General features: G+C 39.2%; 14 protein-coding genes and 1 tRNA gene. 3 read left to right on the forward strand and 12 right to left on the reverse strand.

What is annotated here, in order from left to right; all coding sequences use genetic code 11:
- From AC1DPZ_RS01320 to AC1DPZ_RS01335, 4 genes are all read right to left on the reverse strand, one after another.
- Positions 1-666, reverse strand: coding sequence for a carbohydrate-binding family 9-like protein (locus AC1DPZ_RS01320; RefSeq protein WP_477400705.1), 666 nt, complete (start codon positions 664-666; stop codon positions 1-3).
- 356 nt (positions 667-1,022) lie between these two features.
- On the reverse strand, positions 1,023-2,108 hold the full coding sequence (locus AC1DPZ_RS01325; protein ID WP_477400706.1) for a substrate-binding domain-containing protein: 1,086 nt from the start codon (positions 2,106-2,108) through the stop codon (positions 1,023-1,025).
- A 157-nt stretch (positions 2,109-2,265) separates the two neighbouring features.
- Entirely contained in the window at positions 2,266-4,032 is a 1,767-nt protein-coding gene (locus tag AC1DPZ_RS01330; RefSeq protein ID WP_477400708.1) for an SGNH/GDSL hydrolase family protein, read from the reverse strand.
- A 176-nt stretch (positions 4,033-4,208) separates the two neighbouring features.
- Positions 4,209-6,224 carry an alpha-amylase family protein gene (locus AC1DPZ_RS01335; protein WP_477400709.1) on the reverse strand — a complete coding sequence of 672 codons (2,016 nt, stop codon included), beginning with the start codon at positions 6,222-6,224 and terminating at the stop codon, positions 4,209-4,211.
- 393 nt (positions 6,225-6,617) lie between these two features.
- Between AC1DPZ_RS01335 and glmM the strand changes: the two genes are divergently transcribed.
- Positions 6,618-7,991: a phosphoglucosamine mutase gene (gene glmM, locus AC1DPZ_RS01340; protein ID WP_477400710.1), complete on the forward strand. Its 1,374-nt coding sequence runs from the start codon at positions 6,618-6,620 to the stop codon at positions 7,989-7,991.
- A gap of 457 nt (positions 7,992-8,448) precedes the next feature.
- Here glmM and AC1DPZ_RS01345 read toward each other — a convergent pair whose 3' ends face one another.
- From AC1DPZ_RS01345 to metG, 4 genes are all read right to left on the reverse strand, one after another.
- Positions 8,449-9,354 (reverse strand): SH3 domain-containing protein, encoded by a 906-nt coding sequence (locus AC1DPZ_RS01345; RefSeq protein WP_477400711.1) that lies wholly within the window; start codon positions 9,352-9,354, stop codon positions 8,449-8,451.
- Positions 9,355-9,967: 613 nt separating this feature from the next.
- On the reverse strand, positions 9,968-10,432 hold the full coding sequence (locus AC1DPZ_RS01350) for a hypothetical protein (protein ID WP_477400713.1): 465 nt from the start codon (positions 10,430-10,432) through the stop codon (positions 9,968-9,970).
- Positions 10,433-10,566: 134 nt separating this feature from the next.
- A tRNA-Arg gene (locus tag AC1DPZ_RS01355) sits at positions 10,567-10,638 on the reverse strand.
- Positions 10,639-10,761: 123 nt separating this feature from the next.
- Positions 10,762-12,834: a methionine--tRNA ligase gene (gene metG, locus AC1DPZ_RS01360; protein WP_477400714.1), complete on the reverse strand. Its 2,073-nt coding sequence runs from the start codon at positions 12,832-12,834 to the stop codon at positions 10,762-10,764.
- A gap of 112 nt (positions 12,835-12,946) precedes the next feature.
- Here metG and AC1DPZ_RS01365 point away from each other — a divergent pair, with 112 nt between their 5' ends.
- Together AC1DPZ_RS01365 and AC1DPZ_RS01370 are read left to right on the forward strand one after the other, a co-directional pair.
- Positions 12,947-13,894, forward strand: coding sequence for a S66 peptidase family protein (locus tag AC1DPZ_RS01365; RefSeq protein WP_477400716.1), 948 nt, complete (start codon positions 12,947-12,949; stop codon positions 13,892-13,894).
- 71 nt (positions 13,895-13,965) lie between these two features.
- Positions 13,966-14,373 (forward strand): DoxX family protein, encoded by a 408-nt coding sequence (locus AC1DPZ_RS01370; RefSeq protein ID WP_477400717.1) that lies wholly within the window; start codon positions 13,966-13,968, stop codon positions 14,371-14,373.
- A 59-nt stretch (positions 14,374-14,432) separates the two neighbouring features.
- On the opposite strand, the gene AC1DPZ_RS01375 is transcribed toward AC1DPZ_RS01370, so the two are convergent.
- The 4 genes from AC1DPZ_RS01375 to AC1DPZ_RS01390 form a co-directional block, all read right to left on the reverse strand.
- The gene (locus AC1DPZ_RS01375) at positions 14,433-15,134 is read right to left on the reverse strand and encodes a hypothetical protein (RefSeq protein ID WP_477400719.1); all 702 of its coding nucleotides are present in this window, start codon (positions 15,132-15,134) and stop codon (positions 14,433-14,435) included.
- A gap of 107 nt (positions 15,135-15,241) precedes the next feature.
- On the reverse strand, positions 15,242-16,237 hold the full coding sequence (locus AC1DPZ_RS01380) for a hypothetical protein (protein WP_477400720.1): 996 nt from the start codon (positions 16,235-16,237) through the stop codon (positions 15,242-15,244).
- Positions 16,238-16,546: 309 nt separating this feature from the next.
- Positions 16,547-17,449, reverse strand: a complete 903-nt coding sequence (locus AC1DPZ_RS01385; protein ID WP_477400721.1) for a DUF1735 domain-containing protein — start codon at positions 17,447-17,449, stop codon at positions 16,547-16,549.
- A gap of 42 nt (positions 17,450-17,491) precedes the next feature.
- The coding region (locus tag AC1DPZ_RS01390) for a SusD/RagB family nutrient-binding outer membrane lipoprotein (RefSeq protein WP_477400722.1) at positions 17,492-17,818 on the reverse strand (327 nt) is incomplete at its 5' end.

The raw sequence follows: 17,818 nt of genomic DNA on the forward strand, positions 1-17,818 counted from the left end.
TCAGACTGCTATACGTTTATGTTCAAATTTCATTCTCCCAAAAAATTCGGGCAAATGAAAGTCCGGATCGGTAGATTTAATATCATTCCAGGCCAAAAAATGAGGCTCGGGCAGCTCGTCGCCGCATTTATAAAAGTTGCCCCGGCATTGCTCGCCATTCAATGATGTGAATAAATGATGACTGAACACTTCCAATGGTATCATTAGGGTAAGTTCCCAGCTTATATTCCCATCCGCGGGATTATTTACCGGCTTTAACAGCGCAAGGTGCTTTATCATCCGCACAACTGCCTCCGGTAATAACTTGCGGTCGGTTTTACTTGTTCCAAAGCCCAGCATACAAGTGCCCGCGCAGTTAAACTCAAAATTGTAATAACCCGGTTCGTCACCAAATGAAACAAAAAACTCCACACAACTATCTTTATGAACGGGCTCATTTGGTTGTTTATATATAGCCTTTACAGACTTTTCACTTACGTAGTATTTTATAAAAACACAATCGTTACTATAAGCTATTGCAAAATGAACATCGGGCCTGTATCCATATTGGGGCCACGGCGCTATTCCAACAAGATGCTTTTCATAACTATCTAACAAAAGTGAAAGATGTTCTATAGGACTGTCTTTACTTACAGCTCCTAAAAATGGCACTATAAGTTCCATCATTTAATTTCTATCCATATTAAGTTTCTGACTTAGCATTCATAAATGTGTACGAACACACAAAAAAGAACACAAAAGGTTAAGTACAAATATAAAAATATTTACGTGCTCGCACACACTTTTGTTGATTTCTTATACAAAGTTCTTTTTACAAATGATAATCCATCTATTACTAACCCTATTGGGATATCAGCAGATATCCTAATAGGCCTTATGCCCCACCAGGCGCAAGCAATAAGCAGCTTTACTAAAAAACAACCTGGTTTAAAAATACAAATCCCTGCTGACTTGCATATAGATAAGCAATTCACCAGGGATAAAAAAATTAGTGTAAACGCTGATTGAAAATCAGCAGACGATTAAATATCTAAATAAACAGTATCTTCATCATCTATGTAATAGTTCATGTTTTCTTTGGTAACAATATCCAAAGGAAGATATTTTAAAATAGGCACTTCCTTCTTAAATACCAGGTAATCGGTTAACTGATAAATACCCCAGTAACCCTGACCTTTAGGATTTTGGTTAATTAAAAAGCTAATCGCCCCTTTATTCAGAAAATATAAATTTTGAGGCAGTAAATCATATCCTATTATTTTAATATGCTTAATATGCCGCTGCTCCAGGTATTTTGCAATTTCATGTGCTTTTGATGTTGTTACAAAAACACTTGCCATATCTGGTGTACTATCAATAATAGCATCCAATTGTGTTATAAACAGCGCCGCATTTGACCGGTTTAACTCAATCCTCAAAATTTTGTACTGGTGATCGAGGTTGTTTTGAGAAAAGTAATTACGGAATCCCTGCTCCTTTTTCAAAAGGTGGGCGGCATTACTTATTTCTTCATCAATATGTGCAATTAATATTGAACAAGGATCGGGCTGCCCGTAATGAATAAGTTTGCCCGCCAAAAAACCACTCTGGTAAGAATCCTGACCGATATAACTTAAAGGATCGTATTCGGCAATTTGAGTATTAAATAACACAAACGGGATTTCGGCCACTTTCCATTTCTCAAAAAATGGCAGGGTTTCCCGATAGAATATAGGCGACAAAATTATGCCATCCGGATTATCCTGGGTTAATTGGTTGGCATTTGCTATAAACGACTCTACGTCGTAAGGGTCAAATACATATTGCTGAACAATAATGCCGTATTGTTTCAGGTCTTTCTCTGCCTTTTCAATCCCCGCTTTTGGCGCATACCAATAGGAGTCGCTTTTATGATCTGGTATTAATGCAGCAATTTGATATACCTTATTGGAACCCAACGCTCTTGCCATAAGATTTGGCTCATAATCCATCTCTTCAATGATCTTAAGAATCCGCTCCTCCACTTTTTTTGATACCCGCCCCCGTTTATGCAATACCCTGTCAACCGTACCTGTTGAAACTTTCGCTTTTTCGGCAATATCTTTAATGCGGACAATTTTATTCTTCATATTAAGCTTTCAATTAAAAAGGATAGCAAATGTAATTTAATAAGAAGGTGTTTAAAAACAAATAAATAAATGGTCATTGCTGATTCCTGGCAAAAAGAATCTACCCAACTCTCCCCGGAAGGATGAACTATTTAGAAGAAGCTCTAATGCGATGATATTATTTTTTAAGGTATGGAAGTAAAGCAATTGCCAGTTTTTGATAACCAACCTTGTTAGGATGCAAGCCATCCCCAAAAAGTAATTCATCCACCTTTCCGGCATGGTTAAGCAATATTTTCCCCGGGTTAATAAAACGGACCTGGGTTTGAGCGGCCAGCTTAGAGATTGCTTTATTAAGCACCGCTATCCGTTTTTCCTGCTCTCTTCTCGGCAGCAAGCCCGATAAAAGAATTTCAGTTGCGGGTTGGCGTACTTTTACTGCCTGTACCAGCATTTTTAACCCTTCAATTATTTCTTCATCATTGTTAGCCAGATTATTGGTGCCTATCATTATCATAACCTTATCGACCTTAAAGCCCTCTATTTCTTCATGATATACGCGCCATAATACATTCTCCACCTGGTCCCAGCCAAAACCGAAATTTTTTACCCCCAGGGGCGTCATATATTTATCCCATGAATCGGCTCCTCGTGCTAAAGGCGCTTTTGGTATGCCGCCCCAGTAATTCAGGATAGAATTACCAAGGAATACAATCTTAGGCGGATCCGTTTTAATGAGCGTTAGTATTTCACTATGCCTGTTTCGCCAGTCATAGTAACCATCCCTGCTTTGTACAACCGGCACAGTGGTTGAATACCTGCCAGTTGGCTCATTAATAATTGCCCGTATGGTTTTCTCATAAGCACCGGCATATTTTTCCATCCCAACATCATTGGGGTGTAAACCATCAACCGTTGAATTAATATCAAAACCAATTTCCTTATTGGTTAATAAATAAACGTTTTTAGTTCCTGCAGCAACCAGCTTTGAATAAACCTGGTCAAGCACCTTATTAACACGGCTATAGCCAGCATTCTTACCTGTATCTAATAAACCATCTACATCGCCCTCACTATGCTCTACAAGCAATATGGGCACCAGCGGATGCTTTTCTGTTAAACTTTGTACTGATGCTAATAAACGCTTCTCTATTTCCTGATCAGGAAAACTGGTTAAATTGGGCATGCAATCAAGTACATATATTTTTGCATCTACCTCTGCCATCAGGTCAATAACCGATTTTTCGAGCAGCCCGGAACCAGAAAAACCAAGGTTTACCAGCGGGCGATCAAGCGCGCGTTGTAAAATTGCAGTCCATGCCAACCCAGGCCGCGACGCGCAACCGCCCTGGGCAATGGATGTTCCATATACAAGCACTGGTTTTTCTTTAGATAAAGACATGAAATTAAATGCGTTACCGGCAGGAACTCCTATCTCAAGCCAGGATACGGCATTATATAATGGCAAAAAGAGCCTGTATTCATAGCTTCTTCCCGGAAAGCTTGAACTTACTTTAATATTTGAATAACGATAGGTAATGGTATCTTTAAAGGAGAAGCTACCTGGAGCCAGGCACCATTTCCCATTAGGATCCAGAACATAAAGGTCTAAGCCGCTTACACCGGTAGCCTGCATATGCGACATGGCAAGATCACCTTTAACCTTATAACGGATAACCAGGTTGGAGGCATCTGTTTTAAACTTGATATATAAACCGGCACTGCTGTGCGATATGTTCCATACATTAGGATTAAGATCCTTTTCGGCACGTGCCGGGAACCGGTCATAGGCGCTTGCTGTTTCCTTTGGCCATGCCTGTCCTTCTATCACAGGGTAATCAGCTGCAGCCGGGTTCAGCCATTTATATGTTGTCGTAGTTTGTGCAAAAGATGCTGTTTTAAAAAAGCAAAGGCTTAATAAAATTACTTTTGATATCCGTTTCATTTATAATTTGTTTAAAGGCAATACTGCCATAAAACCGGCGATGATTGAATGCCTATTTTGTTAATGGTAAAGCAAAAGCCATTAAATAATATAAGACATTTGCCTGCTTACCTATTTGAATTTCACCATTGCTCAGCAACTCAACCGGCAAAAATTTAAACCCGAAATATACGTCTTTAATGAACAGGCTTAGCGTTTAATACCATCACCTCGAACGGCTGCAGTGTAACAGTATAGACATCTCCCTTAAATAGTGGAGTTTTCATTTCCTTACTTTTTGCATTATAAAAAAGATAGCTGTATTTATCGTTAATTAAAGGCAATTCAAAAACATTGTGTACATCAACCCGGAAGGTTTTTGCTTTGCCCGAAGGGTTTCTTAAAGTAATGATGCCCTTTTTGGGCGACCAGGCCGCAAACCCATAAACATCCCCTTTGGATGGATCGCCGCCCACCCAATGAACATCCGGCATGATGTCTGCATTTTCCCGCGACCATTTTATTGCAGCAGCCAGGCAATCCCAGTTAGCCGTGTTTAATTTATGGGGATTAATATACAATTCCTGCAAGCTTGTTCCCGATCCAAAAAATGACCATATTTCGTCAGAGATATCCTTGTCATTCATATCAAATTTGGCGGTTGCGCCATTATCAGCAATGCAGACGCCATGATACATCAGCGAACTTAACGGATAAAGCGGGGCGCGCTGAACAATATTTTTATATACTTCGCCATCACGGTAATTGAGCCATTGCTGCCTGCCATCTCCTTCTCCTTCGGTACTTGTATCCCAGCCGTTCCTCCAAATCACATCACCATATTTGAGCCAGAAAGGCGATGGCCAGGTACCTATGGTAAGGCTAAAATAAAGATCGGGTTTTACGGTACGAAGCGATGACACCAGGTTTAACAGCGATTCCATATCCGTTTGATATTCAGGAGTAGCGCCCGCCGACTGATCGCCCGCCCCAACACCATCAAATTTAAACATGGAGATGCCGTATTTAGTAACAAAATTAGCGGCCGCATCTTTAAACCTGGTAGAATAAACAGTCCCCGAAAGGGAAAATCCATGTGAATTAGTTTCAAAAGGAGGGTTTTGTTTTCTTCCATATTGCAGCCTTTGTTCTTTTGCCTGCTCATAACCACCCCAGGGCGACATCCACACTCCCAAAGACGCATTATACTTACGGGCCAACGCCTTAATATTATCAAACCCTACGGGGAAATTCGTTTTACTGATTTGCCATAATGTTTGATTATCGTCCCAGCCATCATCAAACAAAAATGCGTTTAAGTTAACCTTACGTTTTATAGTAAGGCTATCTCCAAACGCCTGGATGCGATCAAGACAACCAGCCTCAGTCAGCTTACGATCAGCCCATGAAATATCATACCATGAATTGTAATGCAGCATTTGCCTGTATGGCACGGCTCGCTCCCGTTCCTGGTAATAAAGAAATCCCCTGCGCAGCTGACCTTCGGGAGCAATACCCCATACGGTTGATGAAGTTAAATCCAGGCTTGGTTCCTGCCGTTCAATATAACTACTTATCCAGCCATTTTGAGCATTGTATTTACTTATCGGGCTTTCGGATGCAAAAAAGAAATTCCCCGAAACCATCGGCGATCCATCAACAATACCCGATGGCTTAATCCCCGTCCCGGTAGGGAACTTTATAAGCTTCAATTTTCTGATCCTTAAAGAATCGTTCAGGTTATGAAAGCTAAAAACCTGCCTGATATAATTGGAATTATCTTTCAAAATAGCCTCCCAGCTTACCCGAATACCATGTTTCACATTCAAAAACTCAGCAAAAACTGCTATCCCATTTTCCTTTTCGGCAATTTTAGCCGCCTGCAGATTACCCTTTACCGAAACAATTTTAGGAAGGATGCTTAATTGAAAATCAGCAGAATTAAGTACAGCACCATCCTTAAGCTCCAGTTCAAACAGGGGCGAGCCTTTTAAAGAAATCCGTTTATTATCCGACGCAGCAAATTCGTTTATGGTGACTGTTTTTTTGTCGGCAAGCCATTTTACTGATAAACAGCTATTTTTTAAAATCAATGCCCCTTTACCCGAAAATGCAACCGCTTTACCCGGCTTTACACCTGACAGAAAAACATTTTGAGCGTTAGCAGCGCCTGTTAGGCCGATTAAAATTAAAAACAAGAGTTTTTTTAGCATACTTGATAAATTTAACAAGAAAATATTAGAAACGATTTAGTGTGTGCGCACACAAATATATGGGATTAATTTCTAATTTAAAACTCAGAAAATAGTTTTTCTTTTAAGCACAGGAACAGGGTGCAGAATCTGTACAAATCAAAATAGCTCTTAATGCATTGTCTCACTAACACAGATAGCCCCAATAACACCATTTACCGGCTACTAAAAATCATTTTACAATTCCTTTCATACGTTTATAAACAAATTTTATATTTTTGCGTTTCCGAACACGCAAAAATGAAAAAAGCTTGCAAAAAAAATTTTAGTGACAAGATGGATAGATTATATGAGTTCATATACCATTGCGGAATTTCAAGCCAATTTTAAACCCATTAAAGTAATTATATTATAATGACATTAATCAAATCAATTTCTGGAATAAGAGGAACCATTGGTGGTCCGGTAGGTGAAAATCTAACCCCATTGGATATTGTGAAATTCACATCAGCATTTGGAAGCTGGGCGATAAGACAATCAGGGATAAAAAAAATTGTGGTTGGCCGGGATGCCCGGATATCCGGGTCAATGGTTAATAACCTGGTGGTTGGTACACTACAGGGTTTAGGTATTGATGTTATTGATTTAGGTTTGTCAACAACCCCTACTGTTGAAATTGCCGTGCCTGCTGAAAATGCTGCTGGCGGTATTATTTTAACAGCAAGTCACAATCCTAAACAATGGAATGCCTTAAAGCTTTTAAATCATCGTGGCGAATTTATCAATCACGAGGAAGGAAAAATGGTGTTAGACATAGCCGAAAACAGCGATTTTGATTACGCCAATGTGAATAACCTCGGCAAGGTAATTTACGATGAAACCTATATGCAGAAGCATATTGACATGGTGTTGGCCCTCCCCCTTGTTGATGCTGATGCCATTGCTAAAGCAAATTTAAAAATAGCGGTTGATGCGGTTAACTCAACAGGCGGAGTTTTTGTACCTGCCTTGTTAAAAGCTTTGGGTGTAAAAACAATTTTTGAATTGTATTGCGAACCCGACGGCAACTTTGCTCACGATCCTGAACCATTGCCCGAAAATCTAGAGGAGCTTTCAAATGAGGTATTAAGGAATCGGGCTGATTTAGGTATCGCAGTTGACCCTGATGTGGACCGTTTGTGTTTTGTATGTGAAGACGGAAGTAAATTTGGCGAAGAATATACTTTAGTGGCCGTTGCTGATTATGTTTTAACGCACAAGCAAGGAAATACGGTTTCTAACCTGTCTTCAACCCGCGCACTAAAGGATATTACTGAAAAAGCCGGAGCCCAATATTATGCAGCAGCAGTTGGTGAGGTAAATGTGGTAAATAAAATGAAAGAAGTTGATGCAGTGATAGGCGGCGAAGGCAATGGCGGAATAATTTATCCTGAATTGCATTATGGACGAGATGCTTTAGTTGGTATTGCTTTATTTCTGACCCACCTGGTTAAGCTTGGTAAACCAGCTTCTGCTTTACGCAATACTTATCCCGACTATTTTATATCCAAAAACAAACTGGAACTTGACGAAAACGTAAACATTGAATCAATCATTAAAAAAGTTAAAAACAACTATTCACATAGCCCCCAGAATACAATTGACGGCTTAAAAATAGACTTTGATTACGGATGGGTGCATTTAAGGCGTTCAAATACAGAAGCTATTATAAGAATATATGCTGAAGCAAAAGATAAAAAAGCAGCTGATGGCATAATAAACGATGTAATGGAAACAATGCGTGGATAAATATAATCTCTTTAGGAACACCACCGACTGTGATTTGCAGATAAAATGGTAAAGCATCGCAGGTGCAATCCTTTGGCCTTCTTAAATAAAATAATAAGCCTAAACCTTTTCTAACATGACGATAGTTTTTTAAGTGGACCTATATCGAAATGTAGTGGTAAAAAAACAAAATACCCTCTATTTAACATGCTTAAATAAGACACTTGCAATTTTTGGGGTTTGACCATTAAACAAAAGCCTGCTATCATTTGGATTGCAGGCTTTTACATAATTTTGATACTGCTTTCCGTGGTCCTTAGACTATAAAACTCGAACTCTTTTGTGGCTGTTTTGTGTTGTGCGGCGGGTTTGTAAATTAGGTTATCTAAAATACTGCCGGTACTGGCCATTTTCGGTATCCATAGTAAAGTAACGTCCAAACACTGTGTGTTGTATGCGCTCACTAAATGTAGACTGATCAATGGGCAACTCTATTCCAAAAATCATCCACTTGAAACAATGTGGGATTAATTTCAAATACATCACGTGCCTGATAATTATGCAAATAGCCTAAAAGATAATGCGGTAACAAACCTCCTTTTAAAGTAACTTCTTCTTGAGTATAAAAAAACGTTCTTTCATAGACCGGCAATCCAAGAGTATTCATATCAATTTTCCGAGCAAGAATCCTTGTATCAGGTACATTCAAAATCCCCTCGTAGTTCTTAGGAATCCAACCGAAAAGGACTACAGGGTTGTTACTGCCCTCGGTTTCCCCTTTCCAGGCAAATTTTTGAGATTGAAGAAAATTTGTTGTGGTGCTGAGAAGAAAGGAGGAAGAATAATATTCGCTTTTACTTATATGGTGTAGGAGAGCAAGGTAATAATCCCGTACGATTATTCGTCTTTCTTTAGGAAGATTGTTTAGTATGCGAATAAATCGTTCTAAGTTGTCATTATCGCTGAAGAATGCTGTTATATCTGCTTCTCTTTTTTTAAATCCTGTCAAAGCCATTCTTGTAGCACCAAATGGAAATTGTCTTCTTAAAAGATTGCAAAGCATTCGGAAAATAAGATAAAACTCATTATTTCCAGCTTCAGCAATATCTATCCCATTTATATTTGGCAACGCCGATTGCCCGAACATTCCGGCTTTTGCTCCCATAAGAAATAGTGAATATCGAAATTCGGCGGCGAAATTTGCATCATTATATATACTTTGAAGAAGCTCCCTTTTATGCCCCCGATAAATAAACTTGTAGTTTTCCCTATGAATCTTATTCACACAATTAAAGAAATGCTTTTTTTGTTTGTTGTTTAAAGCCTTGCCATTAACTTGTAAAAAGTATTTGTAGTAATTAGGAACAACGTCGAATTTTTCCATTTAGAAACCTCTTTTAACACAGTAAATATATGATATTGAGCAAATTATTTACCAATGAAAAAACCGCAACTAGCATTGTTTGCTGATTGCGGTTTAGTGGCCCCTAGACTACAAAACTCGAACTCTTTTATGGCTGATTTGCATTGTGCGGCGGGTTTGGAAGATTATTAAGATTTGTAAGTGCCCCGTCAAGGAATCGAACCTTGTATCCTATAAACATACAGTGACAATTTTGGCAATGTATGTCTATAGTGTCTCACCGTTGACCTCAGGGCAAACTAAATTATTTTTAAAATATCTTGAATGTAGTAGTTAAAATCATCTTCACTCATTGCGAATTCGTTGACAAACTCTAATCTAACCTTCTTTTTTTTTGTTTCCAAATCTAAGTATTTATTGAACCGTTTAAGATTAAGTGATTCTATTATATTTTTGTGATTTTTAGAAAAAGCGTTTTCACAACAGTGTTTGGCCAAATGTTTACAAAGCCTAGTAAACAGATTATAGTCAATCGATGACAGTTTTTGAAAAGGATTGGGTAGTTGGCTCAAATAGAAATCCTTCTTTTCTTTGGGGGCTTTAGAATCTAAAGTAATCTCTTTTCTTAATTTTTCTAACTTTTCAATTTTTGAATGCGATGATTTATCTCGGCATTTCTTATAGTATTGAAATAATTTATATGATTATCTGGTATATTTTCTTGACCAACCTTTGTTAGAATTTGAGCAAATTTCCCTGGCGTTTCCCCATTAATTTTCGTGTCGCTATAGCGCCATTTTTCCTCTTTACAAAAATATTTATTGTAATCGTTTTGAAATTCAATGAAAAAAGATTCGAAACTATTATAAACAGTAACAATATTATTTAAGCCAACAATGTTTTCCAGCGTATCAAACTTATATATATTCACAATTACACTATGTTGCTCAGCTTTCGCTTTGATAAAATCTTTAATATTTTCAGTTGCTTTACTATTTAATAAAAAATCAGCTATTGCCAAATCAACTATTTGCATATAGGCATCGCGACCACCCAATTCTAGCTTAAGTTTTCTATAAGATGGAAAAGTCAGACTCATAAAAATTTTTAGTTAACTATTTTTAAATTCACCATATGACACAAAATTTTAGCTGGTTACAGCAAAGCCTTCAGATTTCCATCTGAAGGCTTTTTCAATTTATTCCCATGCTTGGCATACGGTGGGTCATTTTGTGGTCCCGACGAGAATCGAACTCATATCTAGAGTTTAGGAAACTCCTATTCTATCCGTTGAACTACGGGACCGAATATGACTGATAAAGGCAAAACCCCAATCAGCTTGCAAAGGTGCAAATTATCAATGAAAAATCACATGCCTTAACAGCAAATTTTTATCGGCAAAAATCTACACATCCGTAATGTGCACATTTACCTAATTACTGCCCCGTTATGAAAATCATCTATAGGTGCTACAAAGCTTAGTTTCCCTTCGCTGTTCTCAGCCATCAGGATCATTCCCTGTGATAGGATGCCCTTAATCTCACGTGGTTCCAGGTTTACCAGGATGCTTACCTTTTGACCAATGATGGCTTCCGGCTCATAATATTCGGCAATTCCCGATACTACCGTGCGCTCATCAATGCCGGTATCAATGGTCAGCTTTAGCAGCTTTTTGGTTTTGGCCACTTTTTCGGCAGCCAGGATAGTTCCGGTACGGATATCCATTGCGGCAAAAGTATCATAATTGATATTGTCCTTTGCGGGTTGCATATCAATACTTGGGAGCGGAGCTGCAGCTGCCTTTTTAGCCTGCAACTTTTGCAGCTGATATTCTATTACCTCGTCCTCTATCTTCTCAAACAACAATGAAGATGGGTTTAGCTGGTGCCCGTTATTAAAAAAGAATTCCTGGTCGTAAGTAATAACTTCATTTGGCCAGTTAAGCATCGCTATGATTTTTTTAGCGGTTGCCGGTAAAAATGCCTGCGCTGCTGTAGTTAAATGACCTATGATGAGCAAACAGTTATGCAAGGCCTGCTTAGCATCCTCAGGATTGGTTTTAATAGTTTTCCAGGGTTCTTTTTCTGTTAAATAGYGATTGCCAAGGCGGGCTATATCCATTACCGCCTGCAGGGCCTGGCGATAGCGGTAAGCCTCAAGGTTTTTCTCTATCTCGTCATAACAAATGCCTATTTCGGTATTAAGGTATTCGTCGTTAAGCTCAATTTTATCAGTAGTGCCTTCAATTTTACCATTGTAAAATTTATGCATCAGTATCATTACCCGGTTTACAAAGTTGCCAAGTATAGCTACCAGTTCGTTATTGATACGGGCCTGGTAATCTTTCCAGGTAAATTCACTGTCGCTGGTTTCGGGCAATATAGAGGTAAGCACATAACGCAGTTCGTCCTGCTTGCCAGGGAATTCTTCCAGGTACTCATGCAACCAAACAGCATGGTTACGTGAAGTAGAAAGTTTATCGCCCTCTAAATTTAAAAACTCATTGGCAGGTACATTTTGTGGTAAAATATATTCACCGTGAGCATGCAATATAGATGGGAAAATAATACAGTGAAATACAATATTATCTTTACCAATAAAGTGCAGCAAACAAGCATCATCCTGCTCATCGGCCTGTTTTTTCCAGTATAGTTTCCAGTCTTTATTGTTGTCAATAGCCCATTGTTTGGTGGCAGAGATGTATCCTATGGGTGCATCCATCCAAACGTATAGCTTCTTGCCCTTAGCTTCTTCCAGGGGTACATCTATTCCCCAATCCAGGTCTCGGGTCATGGAGCGGGGCTGCAGGCCCGATTTAAGCCATGATTTACATTGACCGAACACGTTTGTTTTCCAGCTGCCTTCTTTAGTATCTATCCATTGCTCCAGCCAGGGCTGGTATTTATCAAGCGGAAGGTACCAGTGTTTGGTTGGCTTTAATACAGGCGCTTTACCACTTAAGGTTGATACCGGGTTAATCAGGTCGGTAGGATTTAGCGATGTGCCGCACCTTTCGCACTGATCACCATACGCATTCTCATTATGGCAATTCGGACATGTCCCGATGATGTACCGGTCGGCCAAAAATTGCTGATAATCCTCATCGTAGTACTGTTCGCTCATTTTTTCGATGAACTCATCCTTTTCATACAAATTCAGAAAAAACTCCTGCGAAAGATCATGATGTATTGGAGACGAGGTGCGATGGTAAATATCAAAGGCTATCCCAAACTCTTCAAAACTTTCTTTTATCTGGGTGTGGTACTTATCAATAATAGCTTGCGGTGTTGTGCCTTCCTTTTTAGCCTTTATGGTAATGGCAGCACCATGCTCATCTGAGCCGCAAACATATAGTACATCCTTTTTTTTGAGCCTTAGGTGTCGCACAAAAATATCGGCAGGCAGGTAGGCGCCCGCAAGATGACCAATATGCAGTGGTCCGTTGGCATAAGGTAAAGCCGATGTAACGGTATATCTTTTATATTTGTTGAGTTCTGACATTAAAAAGAGGCGTTATAAATAATTGGCAAAGATAAATTATTTAAGTTGGAAAAGCCCGGATACAGTGAAGTCCGAAATACGGATGCGAAAAAAAATTTATTATTATTGACCTATGGATAATCCCGCTCATATAGTTTCTTCCGATCGCTCGGCACCCTCCGCTTCCAGGCTCCCAAGCTATTTAAAAAAGGGAGATAAAATAGCTATCACCTGCCCTGCAAAAAAGTTGCCCGGCCCAATGACAGATGCCATAGCGCTTTTACAATCATGGGGATTAGAGGTTGTTTTGGGCGAAACCGTTGATGCATCATATCACCAGTTTGCCGGCGACGATGAGTTAAGGGCGAAAGATTTGCAGCGTTTTATCGATGATGACACCATAAAGGCCATCATAGCGGCCCGCGGCGGCTATGGAACCGTCAGGATCATTGATAGGGTTAACTTTAGCGCGTTTGCCCAAACCCCTAAATGGATTATTGGCTTTAGCGATATTACTGTGCTACATGCACACTTGTTTGCAAATTACCAGGCGCAAACCATACATGGGCAAATGCCTGTAAATATTCCCGATGCATCAGCCCGCTCATTGGATACCTTGCGCAAAGCCTTATTCGGCGAGGATTTAAGTTATCAATTTACTTCGCACGCTCAAAATCGTGCGGGTGAGGGTAAGGGGATACTGGTTGGTGGTAATTTATCGTTGCTGGTAGCTATCTCCGGCTCGGTGTCAGATATTGACTATACCGGCAAAATATTATTTATTGAGGATGTAGGAGAGTATCTGTATAGTGTAGACCGGATGCTGCGCTGCCTGGATAGGGCCGGCAAACTTAAAAGCCTTGCAGGTTTAATTGTAGGAGGCTTTACCGATATAAAGGATAACGACATCCCATTTGGGCAAACTGTACCTGGTATAATTATGGATATCGTACAACAATATGATTATCCCGTTTGCTTTGATTTCCCGGCAGGGCATATACCCGATAATTGCAGTTTAATATTGGGACGAAATGTTAGTTTAAATGTAAAGGAACAACAGGTAAGCGTTCAGTTTGTCTGAATCTGGCTTTTCAGAATGAAATAATCAACAGATCTAATCAATAATAACTAAGCTAAAAACAATTATTACATATGGCACTACTCGGTAATTTAGGCAATTACAAAAACACAGGACTGTTAATCATCCGCGTGGGTTTAGGCATAATGTTTATTTATCATGGCTATCCCAAACTCATGGGCGGCCTAAAAGGCTGGGAACATTTAGGGGGATCAATGAAGTATGTAGGCATTCATTTTTTACCTGTAGTGTGGGGATTCCTGGCAGCTGCAACCGAGCTGTTGGGCGGCTTTCTGCTTTTAATAGGGCTTGCTTTCAGGCCAGTGTGCATCCTATTGTTGGTTACCCTCATTGTTGCTACCTTAACTCATTTTGGCAGTGGTGGCGATTTAGGAGACGCAGCACACGCCATTGAAGATGCAATTGTATTTGCAGGACTTATTTTTATTGGCCCGGGGAAATATAGTGTGGATAAGAAGTGATCGGCCAAAAAGAACTGTCAATAAATCTAAACGGTTCTTTTGAAAAAAAAATTTTCTGTTTAGTTTAACGAATCCGCCAAATTCTTCAGAAAGTTTTCGTCAATTTCATCGTCTCCATGGGCGCTGTAAAACGCTTTTACCTTATCAGCATCATCAGCAAATGCCTGCTTTATTGCTTTGTTCTTTAGAGTCGTCTTTTGCAATTGAGATGTTTTAACATTAAATACATAATAAGCAGCCTCATCAACATACTCATCGTATTTGTTGCCGCTTGATGTCATACCATCAGATTTATAATTGGCTTTTACAAAAGCGGTTTGGGTGAGTTTGTAAACCTTGTACTTACTGCCGGTTGCCAAAACCTGGCAATAATGAGTGGCATCAATGGCTGGCACGTATTCAAATGCCATTGGGCTATCATTTTTATCATAAACAACAAAAGCTTTAACGCGCTCCTTGTCGGTTGCAATGGCGGTTTGTTTATCCTGGCTTAAAAGTAGCGAACCGCCAATTTTGTCATAATTAAAAATATAATTCTCGCTGTTAATTGCGTTTCCCTTATCATCGGTTACATTGCCCTTAACCCAGATATCAAAAAGATACCTGCTGCCCTTTGTATCTTCTTTATTGGTAAGATTATAAGCCATTCCCGAGCCCGACGTAATACCTGTTGTTGAAAGGCTGTTGACACTACTTTGAGCGTTTGCTCCAACGCATGCTACAATGCAAATTACTATGGTCGCTATTACTATCTTTTTCATATTAAAATTCGTTATTAAATCTCCTAAAGGTGTTGTATCAAAATATAACAAAAAAGACCATTAGAAAAATCTAACGGTCTTCTTTGTTATAAAGTGCTCAAACCCAATTAATTCAGTGAATCAGCAAGATTTTTCAGAAATGTCTCGTTGATATCATCATCTGCGTGGTCAGCATAAAAGGCTTTAACTTTGTCTGCTTCAGCAGCGAATACTTGTTTAATGGCTTTATTCTTAATGCTTATTTTTTGCAATGCCGATGTTTTTACATTAAACACGTAATATTCCAGTTCGTCAACATACTCGTCGTAATGGTTGCCGCTTGAGGTCATACCGTCGGTTTGATAATTGGCCTTCACAAAAGTAGTTTTGGTAAACTTATATATTTTATATTTACTGCCATCGGCCAATACCTGGCTGTAGTGAGTCGGATTTATAGCGGTTATCAACTCATAAGTTTGTGGCTGATCAAGCTTATCGTATATTGTAAAACTTTTAAACTTATCACGGTCAACATCAACTGCTGCGCGCTTATCCTGTGTTAATAACAGCGACCCGTTTATTTTATCATAATTATAGCTAAAATCATCATTTTTTACCCTCGCACCCGTGTTATCAACAACATAGCCTTTAGCCCAGCCATCGCCCACTAAATACCGGCTGCCCCTTGTATCTTCCTTACGCGAAACATTAAATAATGCCCCGGCTCCATTTGTAGTAGCAAGATTAAAAAAACTAAACCCATGGATCTGATTCTGTTGATCAACAGCAGTAGCAACCACCTTATTAGGATCCGACAGATTATTCCCTTTAAATGTAGACTTTCCAGGTTTAAGCACCACCGTCAGGTTCTCTTTCGGGGCAACTTTTTCGTCTTTATAACCCTTTGCAACCACCAAAAGCGATGTGTTATCTTTTACCGGCAATGTAAAAAAGCCAAGCGAATCGGTGTATGTGGCTTCATTGGCATCGGCTACCTGAACCAAGGCAGACGATACGGCTTCGCCTTTTTCGTTTTTAACTGTACCGGAAGCGTTTTTTGTTTGTGCCATAATAAACTGAACTGTTATTACAGCCAAAGTTAAGGTTAGGATGTATTTTTTCATTGATATTATATTTAAGTATTAAAGTTAAGGATAAACACACTAAAAGCCAAGCCGTTGATTCAGTTTATTAAAAAGATTAATTACCTCATTATTATTCGCAGAGACCAACAATAGCTGCCGACTTGCCTGCGTATGCATTTTATCATTTGTACCAAGGCATATGTATTAATTTCCCCTTTGAGGAATTAAAACCATTATTTTTTGCGAGTGAGTCCAATATTAAAAAAAGGCTGGTTCTTTTCAGAACCAGCCTTTGGTAATGCAATACGCTATGATATTAAACTGTTAGGTTTATAAATTTAAGCATTGTTATTTTTTATATTGATCAAGATTATTTCGAGCTCCTGATCCGCCAAGTACATCGTATGTAAAGCCTTGTTCAAACAAAGCCAACACCTGGGCATAGGTGTAATCTTTTTCTACATATCCTACAATTGACGCTGCTTTCGTCACAGCTATACCGCTTCCTCCTAATATGGTAGTCACATCGGCAGGGTCGATCACGATTGTGAAATGTGAATAAGTAGCGTTAGGGTACAAACCTACCTGTTGAAAATCAACTTTATACCTTACTGTCTGCGTAAAATAACCGCCTGTTACTTCAAACTCAGTGGCAGAGTTTGGTAAAAATACGTTGGTATTACCTGCTGCATATGTAAAATTACCTGCTGGTGGTGTTCTTGTAAATTGCCATTTATAGGTTCCGGCAAAATCGTTACCAATAAAATGGTAGTATTTAATACTGAAATTAGCACTTTTAGCGGCGCCAGTTACCGTACTGATTTTGATTGGAAGCATATAGCTTTTTGTAGGATCCAGCTTGTTTTTGTAAAAAGTTACCGGAATATCGGCTAAACGTGTACCTGCTTTAATGGTAACAGTTGTGTTGGTAAACGCAAATGAACCCGCAGGTAGCGCCAAATATGGAACAGTTGGATCTGACGCCACGTAAGTTGCGATAATTGAATTATCTAATTCAACGGTAACCTTTACATCTGCTGTAGGAGCATATTCTCCTGTTACGTTTATTTGAAGGGTTCTTGATATTGTATCCGTAGCATCGGTTATAGATGCTTCGCCAAAATATGGTTTGCCACTATGCACAATCTCTGCAAAAGCAGTCAGATTTGAAAAGTCCACATTCGGCTTGTCTTTCAGACAAGACGTAAGCGAGACTGTAAGGGCTCCTAATAATATGATTAATTTTTTCATTTCTTTTCTTTTAATTATTTAAACTATTAATACCGGGGACGCTTATTTCATCCAAAATATTTTGGATGTTAAAAGATCTGTACCCGCACCACCGGCAGGAACATTTGCTCCGTTCAATGAAGTTTCGTTAACCGGGTAAGGCAAACGGTATGGTATGTGCGGTGCAGTATTACCAGGATAAATAGAAACCGGCAAATCTTTAGGAATACCCAATCTTCTCCAATCGCTGTATGACTCTAATGGGTCAACCGAGTTTAAAGCAGCCCATTTTTGAGTAATAAGCGTGGTTATTTTATCCGGAGAAAGGCTATAGTTGGTTAAATTATTTGACTGACCAACATAGGTAGCAGCTGCAGCAGCATAATTAGC

This window comes from Mucilaginibacter sp. P4_G9 (assembly GCF_056400985.1).

Excerpts from the sequence above, each read along its gene's own strand:
- AC1DPZ_RS01320 (WP_477400705.1), bottom strand. The coding sequence starts at position 666 with ATGATGGAACTTATAGTGCCATTTTTAGGAGCTGTAAGTAAAGACAGT.
- AC1DPZ_RS01325 (WP_477400706.1), bottom strand. The coding sequence starts at position 2,108 with ATGAAGAATAAAATTGTCCGCATTAAAGATATTGCCGAAAAAGCGAAA.
- AC1DPZ_RS01330 (WP_477400708.1), bottom strand. The coding sequence starts at position 4,032 with ATGAAACGGATATCAAAAGTAATTTTATTAAGCCTTTGCTTTTTTAAA.
- AC1DPZ_RS01335 (WP_477400709.1), bottom strand. The coding sequence starts at position 6,224 with ATGCTAAAAAAACTCTTGTTTTTAATTTTAATCGGCCTAACAGGCGCT.
- glmM (WP_477400710.1), top strand. The coding sequence starts at position 6,618 with ATGACATTAATCAAATCAATTTCTGGAATAAGAGGAACCATTGGTGGT.
- AC1DPZ_RS01345 (WP_477400711.1), bottom strand. The coding sequence starts at position 9,354 with ATGGAAAAATTCGACGTTGTTCCTAATTACTACAAATACTTTTTACAA.
- AC1DPZ_RS01350 (WP_477400713.1), bottom strand. The coding sequence starts at position 10,432 with ATGAGTCTGACTTTTCCATCTTATAGAAAACTTAAGCTAGAATTGGGT.
- AC1DPZ_RS01365 (WP_477400716.1), top strand. The coding sequence starts at position 12,947 with ATGGATAATCCCGCTCATATAGTTTCTTCCGATCGCTCGGCACCCTCC.
- AC1DPZ_RS01370 (WP_477400717.1), top strand. The coding sequence starts at position 13,966 with ATGGCACTACTCGGTAATTTAGGCAATTACAAAAACACAGGACTGTTA.
- AC1DPZ_RS01375 (WP_477400719.1), bottom strand. The coding sequence starts at position 15,134 with ATGAAAAAGATAGTAATAGCGACCATAGTAATTTGCATTGTAGCATGC.
- AC1DPZ_RS01380 (WP_477400720.1), bottom strand. The coding sequence starts at position 16,237 with ATGAAAAAATACATCCTAACCTTAACTTTGGCTGTAATAACAGTTCAG.
- AC1DPZ_RS01385 (WP_477400721.1), bottom strand. The coding sequence starts at position 17,449 with ATGAAAAAATTAATCATATTATTAGGAGCCCTTACAGTCTCGCTTACG.